This is a genomic window from Thermosynechococcus sp. M98_K2018_005, from assembly GCF_015295825.1.
Lineage (GTDB): Bacteria > Cyanobacteriota > Cyanobacteriia > Thermosynechococcales > Thermosynechococcaceae > Thermosynechococcus.
In genome coordinates this window covers 1-9,150 of the sequence record NZ_DVEH01000089.1, presented here as the reverse complement: position 1 = coordinate 9,150, position 9,150 = coordinate 1, and the positions used below count along the sequence as shown (strand labels likewise).

Annotated in this window: 6 protein-coding genes; all 6 read left to right on the top strand. The window is 55.6% G+C overall.

Annotated elements, in window-relative coordinates; all coding sequences use genetic code 11:
- Nucleotides 1-104 precede the first annotated feature (104 nt).
- Nucleotides 105-2,291, top strand: a complete 2,187-nt coding sequence (locus tag IGQ15_RS11125; RefSeq protein ID WP_297051761.1) for an amylo-alpha-1,6-glucosidase — start codon at nt 105-107, stop codon at nt 2,289-2,291.
- 78 nt (nt 2,292-2,369) lie between these two features.
- Entirely contained in the window at nt 2,370-5,087 is a 2,718-nt protein-coding gene (locus IGQ15_RS11120; protein ID WP_297051759.1) for a bifunctional acetate--CoA ligase family protein/GNAT family N-acetyltransferase, read from the top strand.
- 72 nt (nt 5,088-5,159) lie between these two features.
- Entirely contained in the window at nt 5,160-6,296 is a 1,137-nt protein-coding gene (locus tag IGQ15_RS11115) for a 5-(carboxyamino)imidazole ribonucleotide synthase (RefSeq protein ID WP_297051757.1), read from the top strand.
- 12 nt (nt 6,297-6,308) lie between these two features.
- Nucleotides 6,309-7,844 carry a hypothetical protein gene (locus IGQ15_RS11110; protein ID WP_297051755.1) on the top strand — a complete coding sequence of 512 codons (1,536 nt, stop codon included), beginning with the start codon at nt 6,309-6,311 and terminating at the stop codon, nt 7,842-7,844.
- A gap of 2 nt (nt 7,845-7,846) precedes the next feature.
- Nucleotides 7,847-8,140, top strand: a complete 294-nt coding sequence (locus IGQ15_RS11105) for a DUF2103 domain-containing protein (RefSeq protein WP_363315854.1) — start codon at nt 7,847-7,849, stop codon at nt 8,138-8,140.
- A 3-nt stretch (nt 8,141-8,143) separates the two neighbouring features.
- Nucleotides 8,144-9,145 carry an ABC transporter permease gene (locus IGQ15_RS11100; protein ID WP_297051751.1) on the top strand — a complete coding sequence of 334 codons (1,002 nt, stop codon included), beginning with the start codon at nt 8,144-8,146 and terminating at the stop codon, nt 9,143-9,145.
- Nucleotides 9,146-9,150 lie beyond the last annotated feature (5 nt).

Sequence of the window (9,150 nt, the reverse complement as noted above, 5' to 3'; positions counted from 1 at the left end):
ATAACTTTCCATATATCTACTTATTGCGATCGCCCGAGGACTGCGGGAAGATCTAGAAAATGAGCCAAAATTATTCCTTCTAAAGAGAGACCGCTGCTGCATCCATGGAGACTGATGTCGTTTCCCTGTACGGGCGCGATTACATTCCGATTGTCGCCCCGCCCCTGCCTGCCACCAAGATTCAAACCCACCCCAAAACCGTTCCCGTCCTCAAAGATGATGATGTGTTGCTCATCTGTGATGAGTTGGGCAATATCTGCAATGACGAACAGCAAACCGCGATTACGGGGCTATTTTGCCAAGATACCCGCTTCCTAAGTCAAGCGGAGTTGCGGGTGGGGGGCGATCGCCCGGTGCTGCTGAGTTTTCACTGTACGGGTAGCCATGCCCTCAAGGTGGTGTGTACCAACCCCAAACAACCCGATGTACCAGCGGAAGCATTGGCGATCGAACGATGCCTCATTGTGCGCGGTGCCCTTTTTGAAACAATTTTGATTACCAACCACCAAGTACAGCCCGTAGGGGTGGATATTCAACTGACCTTTGCGGCAGACTTTCAAGATTTATTTGAAATTCGCCAATACGGCAGTGGTCGCCCGCAGCGGGGACAGACATTGCAGCCCGTCAGTTGTGAATTGCGCCACACTAAGGGACGTGCCGATCTCTGCTTTGCCTACCAAGGCCTTGATGGTGCCCTCATGGAGACCCAAGTGCAGTTCTTGGGCACTCCCCCCGACCGTCTTGATGACACCACCGCCACATGGCACCTTAAGCTGGAACCCCAAGGCTACCGCAGCATTCATTATTGCGTCCGTCCCTTTACCAATGGGGCACCCACAGCCCATGTCCCTGTGCCTTCCTCCCTAGCGGCTGCCGATCAAGCGGCGCAACAGGAACGGCAACAATGGTGGTCAGACTGTACGGAAATTGTGACCTCAAACCCCCAGTGGAATCGCATCCTGCGGCGGGGGATGGCGGATCTCTATATGCTGTTGCAGTCCTTTGGTCACGGCAAGGTCTTGACGGCGGGTATTCCTTGGTTTGCGACGCTCTTTGGTCGCGACTCGATTATTGCCGCAATGCAAACGCTGATCTTGAATCCGGCAATTGCCCGTGATACGCTGCGCACTCTTGCCCATTACCAAGGGAAACAGGTCTGTCCTGAGCGCGATGAGCAACCGGGGAAAATTCTCCACGAGCTGCGCTTTGGCGAAATGGCGCGCAACCGCGAAATCCCCCATACGCCCTACTACGGCACCGTGGATGCCACGCCCCTCTGGCTGATGCTCTATGCCGACTACTCCGATTGGACGGGCGATCGCGCCACCGTAGAGCAGTTATGGCCCCATGCCCTTGCGGCGATGAATTGGATTGATCAGCAAATGGCAGCCACGGGCTATCTCACCTACAATCGCCAAGCAGCCAAAGGCATTGACAACCAAGGCTGGAAAGATTCTAGCAATTGCATTGTCAACCGTCGCGGTCAACTGGCTCACAGTCCCATTGCTCTCTGTGAAGTCCAAGGCTACGTCTATGCCGCCAAAACCCGTCTGAGTGCCCTTGCTCGAGACTTTGGCTATGGCGAGTGGGGCGATCGCTGGCAAAACGAGGCCGCTGCCCTCAAAGACCGCTTCAACCGTGACTTTTGGCTGGAATCAGAGGGTTTCTATGCCCTTGCCCTCGATGGCGATGGTCGGCCAGTGGATAGCCTCACCTCCAATGCGGGTCAGTGCTTGATGACGGGGATTTGTGACCCCGAGAAAGCCCAGCGAGTAGGGCAACGCCTGCGGCTACCTGATCTCTTTAACGGTTGGGGCATCCGTACCCTCAGCAGTACCTCCCCCGCCTACAATCCCATTGGCTATCATTTAGGGTCAGTCTGGCCCCACGATACCAGTCTCATTGCCTTGGGACTACGCGCCATTGGTGATAGTGACTTTGCCCTGACCTTGGTGGAGACGCTCTTTGAGATGGTGTGTCGCCAACCAGATCTGCGCCCGCCAGAACTCTTCTGTGGCTTCGATCGCCAGACCTATCCCCAACCGGTGCAATATCCCGTGGCCTGCTCTCCCCAAGCTTGGGCGACCGGCAGTCTTTTCCAGTTCATCCAGATTATGGTTTGGCCGCTGGTGGATGCCTGCCAAGGCAAGTTCTTGGTGTATCAGCCCCTGTTGCCCGCCAGTATCGAGGAACTCCACATCCGTCATCTGCGGGTTGGCGACAGTCGCTTTCATCTGCGGCTCTGGCGCACCGGCGAGAAGGGCTGTGACTGGGAAGTGCACCCAGCGTAACGAAGCGTAACCAGGGGCGATTGCCCTCGCTAGAGTAGAGGTGGCTCAGTTCTCACCCTCTGTAACGCGAGTAACAGCATGACACGAACCACGGCCTACGATATTTGGCGCGCCGGTCATCAGCCCCTGCGTCCCCTCTTTGCCCCCAAAAGTGTTGCTGTCATCGGTGCTAGTGAAAAAGAAGGCAGTGTTGGCCGCACCCTTCTCTGGAATCTGATTCAAACCCCCTTTGGCGGCACGGTTTTTCCGGTTAACCCACGCCGCAGTTCTGTGTTGGGCATCAAGGCCTATGCCAGTGTGACGGCTATCCCCGAAGCGGTTGATCTCGCAGTCATTGCCACCCCTGCAGCTACAGTACCAACGGTGGTTGCCGAGTGTGCAGCAGTGGGTGTGAAAGGGGCAATTATTGTCTCGGCGGGATTTCGGGAAGTGGGGGCGGCGGGTCTGGCCCTTGAAAAAGAGATTTTAGCCATCGCCCGTCGGGCGCGGATGCGCATTATTGGTCCCAATTGTTTGGGGGTGATGTGTCCGCCCACGGGGCTGAATGCCACCTTTGCCGCGACAATGGCGCGATCGGGTCATGTCGGCTTTCTGAGTCAAAGTGGCGCTCTGTGCACTTCGATTTTGGATTGGAGCCTTCAGGAGAATGTCGGCTTTAGTGCTTTTGTTTCCATTGGCACGATGCTGGATGTGGGCTGGGGGGACCTCATTTACTACCTAGGCGATGACCCACAAACCCGCTGCATTGTTATTTACATGGAATCTTTGGGGGATGCGCGATCGTTCCTCTCCGCCGCGCGGGAAGTGGCCTATGTCAAGCCGATTATTGTCATTAAAGCAGGACGCACTGCCGCCGCCGCTCAGGCCGCCGCTTCCCATACAGGGGCATTGATGGGATCCGATGCAGTGGTGGATGCAGCACTAGAACGCTGTGGGGTGCTGCGGGTGGAAACCATTGAAGATTTGTTTGACATGGCAGAGGTCTTGGATAAGCAATCGCGCCCTAAAGGACCCCATCTGACGATTCTCACCAACGCTGGCGGCCCCGGCGTCTTGGCTACCGATGCTCTGATTCGGGCGGGTGGTAAACTCAGTTCCCTCTCTGGGGAGACGCTACAGGCATTGAATCAAGTGCTCCCCCCCGCTTGGAGCCACGGCAACCCCGTGGATATTTTGGGGGATGCCACTGCCGATCGCTACCTCAAGGCACTGCAGCACTGTGAAACTGATGCCAACAGTGATGGCCTGCTGGTGGTGCTCACCCCCCAGGCAATGACGGATTCGCTGGCGATCGCCCAAGATCTGGCTACCTATGCCAAAAACCGTCCCAGTGGTGCCAAGCCGATTCTGGCTAGTTGGATGGGGGGCACAACGGTCAAAGGGGGAGAAGCGATTCTCAATCAGGCGGGCATTCCCACCTACGCCTATGCCGATACCGCTGCCCGCATCTTTAGTTATATGTGGCGCTATAGCGATCACTTGCAGGCCCTTTACCAAACCCCCTCGCTGCCCCTAACCACCACCCCCCCGGATCGGGAGGCTGTGAGTCAACTGTTTGAGCAAGTGCGCAATGAAGGGCGCACCCTATTGACAGAGTGGGAAGCCAAGGCTGTTCTGGCTGCCTATGGCCTGCCAGTAGTGGAAACCTGTATGGCTCGCAGTGAGGCAGAAGCAGTGGCTGCCGCCGATCGCCTAGGGTATCCTGTGGTCCTCAAGCTCTATTCGCCCACAATTACCCACAAAACCGATGTCGGGGGTGTTGCCCTCAATCTTCCTGATGCCGCTGCGGTCATTACCGCCTACCAACAGATTGAGAAAAATGTCACCACTGCTGCTGGCGCAGGTCATTTTGCCGGCGTCACTGTGCAACCGATGATCCCATGGAGGGGGTTTGAACTCATTCTAGGCAGTTCCACCGATGCCCAGTTTGGGCCGGTGATTCTCTTTGGTACGGGCGGACAGTTGGTGGAAGTCCTCGAAGACACCGCGATCGCCCTTCCCCCCTTAAACACCACCTTGGCACGCCGCCTGATTCAGCAAACGAAAATCTCCCGTGCCTTTGCCGGGGTGCGGGGCTGGCCGGCCGTCAACCTTGCCCTATTAGAAGATCTGCTGGTGCGCTTTAGCCTGCTGGTGGTGGAGCAGCCGTGGATCAAGGAAATTGACATCAACCCCCTCTTGGTAGCACCCCCCGATCGTCTGATGGCCTTGGATGCCCGCATTGTGCTCCACAAAGAGGAAAGCACCTTTGTCAAGCCCGCCATTCGTCCCTATCCCACCCAATACGTCAGTCCGTGGCAGTTGCGCGATGGCACCCCGGTCCTGATTCGGCCAATTCGGCCAGAGGATGAACCCCTGATGCGGCAGTACCATGCCACCCTCTCGGAGCAGAGTGTCTATTTGCGCTATTTCCACCTGATGAAGTTGTCGCAGCGGGTTGCCCACGATCGCTTGGTGCGCATCTGTTTTGTGGACTACGATCGCGAGATGGCTCTGGTGGTGGAGCATCAAGGCGCCAGTGAACCGCAAATTATTGGTGCCGCTCGCCTCAGTAAGGATCACTTTAGCAATACAGCCGAGTTTTCGATGTTGATTAGCGATCGCTGGCAGCGGCAAGGCCTTGGGACTGAATTGCTACACCGCTTGATTCAAATTGGCCGCGATGAGGGGCTAAGTGCCATCCACGCCTATGTTCTCAAGGACAACGAGGGCATGATTCGTATTTGCCGCAAATTGAATTTTGAATTCGCGGTGGGTGATGATCCCAGCGTTTGGTTTGTGCAACTTGCCCTCTAGGGGATACAAAGCATAGAACCCTAGGATCATTGATGTAGGACAATAGGTTCCGTTGAGTCGATTACCGGAAGCGTGAACACAGTAACCAAAATTGGGGTGATTGGTGGCGGTCAGTTGGCTTGGATGTTGGGGCTGGCGGCCAAGGAAATGGGACTCTCGCTGTGGGTACAAACGCCTGCGGCAACGGATCCAGCCGTCGCGGTTGCTGAGGGGGTCTGCTATGGGGCGATCGCCGATGTGGCAACAACCGCACAACTGGCTAAGCAGGTTGATGTGGTGACCTTTGAGAATGAATTTGTGGCTCTCGAGGGGTTGCAGCGCCTTGAACAGCAGGGGGTTTGTTTTTATCCCCGCCTTGCTTCCCTCGCCCCCCTCTTGGACAAGTACCAGCAGCGGCACTTTTTGCAGCAACTGGGGATTCCTGTACCGGCCTTTAGCTATTTGGGCGATCGCCCCCCCATCTTACCCTGTGTAATTAAGGCCTGTCGCCACGGCTATGACGGCCAAGGAACATTTATCATCCCCGATGAGCAGGCATGGCAGCAGTTTCAGCGGCGTTGGCCAGACATCCCGCCCCAAGGGTTTTTGGTGGAAGCCTTTGTGCCCTATGTCAAAGAATTGGCCATCATGGCAGCGCGATCGCCCCAAGGGGAGATGGTCCTTTATCCCGTGGTGGAAACGCAGCAGGTGGACGCCATCTGTCGCTGGGTAATTGCTCCTGCCCCGGTTAACCCCCAAGTGAGTGAGCAAATTCAGCAGATTGCCCGCCAAATCCTAACGGCCCTTGATGCTGTGGGTATTTTTGGCATTGAGTTTTTCCTCACGGCCACGGGTGAGGTACTAGTGAATGAAATTGCCCCCCGCACCCATAATTCCGGTCATTACACCCTTGATGCCTGTGTCACCAGTCAGTTTCAGCAGCACCTGCGCGCCATCAGTGGCCAACCCTTGGGCAGTCCCGCCATGCGGGTACCGGCAGCGGTCATGGTGAATCTCCTAGGCTTAGCCGAACCGCAGGTTGACTATGGAGCAAAATGTCAGGCCTTGGCGGCTCTCCCGCACGCGAACCTTCACTGGTATGGTAAAAGTCAAACCTACGCAGGTCGCAAGTTGGGTCATCTTACGGTGCTGTTGGCAGAACCGGCGGCAGCCCTACCCGTGATCCAGCAAATTGAGGCCCTCTGGTATAGTACGCCTGTTGCTGTGTGACCGTTCCTGCTGATGCGTTCTCACTCCTTTCCTCAGCCCCTTGATCGCGCTGCTTTGAGTGTGTTCCTTGTGGCGCTGGTGCTGACCCTTTTGCTGTTGTTGGGGGGCGATCGCACCCAAGCCCAAGTGCGGGACTTTACATGGCAAAACCGCGATGTGGGGTCCGACGATCGCGCCTTTATCCTCGCCTTTAATCGGCTGATGGATTGGTCATCGGTGGCGGAGCATCTCAAGATTGAGCCACCCCTTGAGGGCAAGGCCAGTTGGTCGGGGCGCCGTTTTGCCTACACGCTGACGCAGCCGATTCCCTACGGTCAAACCTTCAAAGTCTCCCTCGAGGAGGCCGTTTCTGTGCCCCAAGGGAAACCGATCAAACCCTTTCAGGGACAGTTTCGCAGTCGCGATCGCGTGCTGGTCTATCTTGGCTCCGGGGCCGAAGAGGGGCGCCTCATCCTCTATAACCTGACGCTGCAGCAGAAGACCTTCCTCACTCCCCCCAATCTACGGGTGTTTGATTTTCAGCCCTATCCTGCCGGCGATCGCATTCTCTTTAGTGCCGGCGAGCGAGGCGAGCAAATGGGCTTTGACCCCCAACTGTACACCGTTACTACCGGGCTACACTTCAATGCCCCTGAGACTCCGCGCCGGCAACCTCGACCTGTGGGGGAAATTTCCCTGATCCTTGACAACAGCGAGTATCAAAACCTGCGCTTTCAGTTGGCCAATGACGGCAGCAAAATCGTTGTTCAGCGGGTGAATCGTCTCCAGCCTGCGGATAGCTCCCTCTGGCTCCTCGATGAAAATTTTCAGCCTCGGCGGCTCAACCAAGCGGCCGCTGGTGATTTTCGCATTGCCCCCGACAACCAGCATTTAATCATTGCCCAAGGGCAGGGGTTAGCGATTGTGCCCCTAGAACCCGGCAATGGTGAGAGTGACTTTGATTTTTTGCCCCAGTATGGCATGGTGCTGGATTTTAGCCGGGATGGGCGACAAGTGGCAGCGGTGAAGTTTAACCCCAACTTTTCGCGATCGCTCTATGTGGTGGACATCTTTGGCGAGCATAGGGAACTGCTAACCATCAATGGCTCAATCATTGCCGGTCAATTTGACCCCAAGGGGGAATTTCTCTATGCCATCCTCACCCGCATTGAAGGGGAAGGCGATTACCGCGAAATTCCCTATCTTGCCCTTTTTGATTTGAAAACCAAGGAATTGTTCAAGCTCAAAGATTTTGACCCGCAGCAGGAACTCTACCTCAGTTTGGCACCCGATGGCCGTGCATTGGCCGTTGATTATGTTGAGGGACGGGAAATTCCCGACGTGGTGGACAATACCGATCTATATAGCGAGACTGCCCCAGTTAACCCAAGCCCCAGGGATCTGGCAGAACTCCCCACTGACCCCCAAGCATCACCCCCACCACCGCGTCAACTCCCCCCTCAACAGCATCAAATTTGGCTCTTCCCCCTAGAATTAAATCAAGGTAAGATTATTGTTGGGATGCCACAACCCTTGGCACCCGGCTTGCAAGCACGGTGGTTACCTTAACAATGGCAGCAGCAACTGGTCGGGTTGTCCTGAATCACTCTACCCATATTGAAGGCTTGATTCCCGTCTTGGAAAAATTGGCCAAAGTGGCGGGGATTAGTACGCTCACGCCCGGTGTCATTGCTCCCGTCAAAGGTAAATCCCCCCATCTCCACCTACGGGTCTCGGTGCCCATCAAAGGTGGGTTTAAAGTGATTGCGCGGCGCGGCAAAAGCGTGCAGGAAGTCTTTGTTGTCACCCAACTCAGTGAAGCCGAATTGAAAGCGGCCATTGATGCCGTGCTGGCCTCTAAATAAGCCATGCTCAAATCCATTGGCCAAGGCCTAGGGAATGAAACAAGCCGCCTGATTTTGCGACGCGTGGGGGAAGCCCTGATCACGCTGCTCTTGGCCTCTGCGTTGAGTTTTGCCATTATGCAGTTGGCACCGGGAAACTATCTCGACAATCTCAAGGCAGACCCCCAGATTTCCTTGGAACGCTTGCAGGAATTGGAGCGCCAATTCGGCCTTGACAAATCCCCCGTAGAGCAATACTTTCGCTGGCTGTGGCAGATTATTCGCTATGGCAACTTCGGGACTAGTTTTGTCTATCAGCGATCGGTGGCCTCCCTCCTGTGGGAGCGCGTACCCGCCACTCTCCTGCTCTCTTTTAGTTCAATTCTCCTCACATGGGGATTAGCCATTCCTTTGGGAATTTGGGCAGCAGTAACTCAAGATCGTTGGAGCGATCGCCTGCTGCGGGTCATTAGCTACATTGGCCAAGGGTTTCCCAGTTTTATTACCGCCCTCTTGCTGCTCTTTCTTGCCCAAAGTACCCCTTTGTTTCCGGTGGGGGGCATGACCAGCCTCTTTTACGATGAGCTACCGTGGTGGGGAAAAGTTCTCGATATTGGCTGGCACCTGATTTTACCGACTATCGCCCTCACCCTCACCAGTTTTGCAGGTTTACAACGGTTGATGCGGGGTAATTTACTGGATGTGCTGCGGCAAAACTATATTCAAACGGCACGCGCCAAGGGACTGCCCGAATCACGGGTGATCTATGTCCATGCCCTACGCAATGCGGTGAACCCCCTCATTACCCTGTTGGGCTTTGAATTTGCCAGCCTCCTCAGTGGTGCCTTTATTGCCGAGTTTTTCTTTAACTGGCCGGGTCTCGGTCGGCTCATTTTACAGGCGGTAACTGCCCAAGATATCTATGTCGTCATGGCCAGCCTCATGATGGGGGCAGTAATGCTGATTGTCGGCAACCTCCTTGCAGATTTACTCCTGAAATGGGCTGATCCACGTATCCAGCACTGATAGAA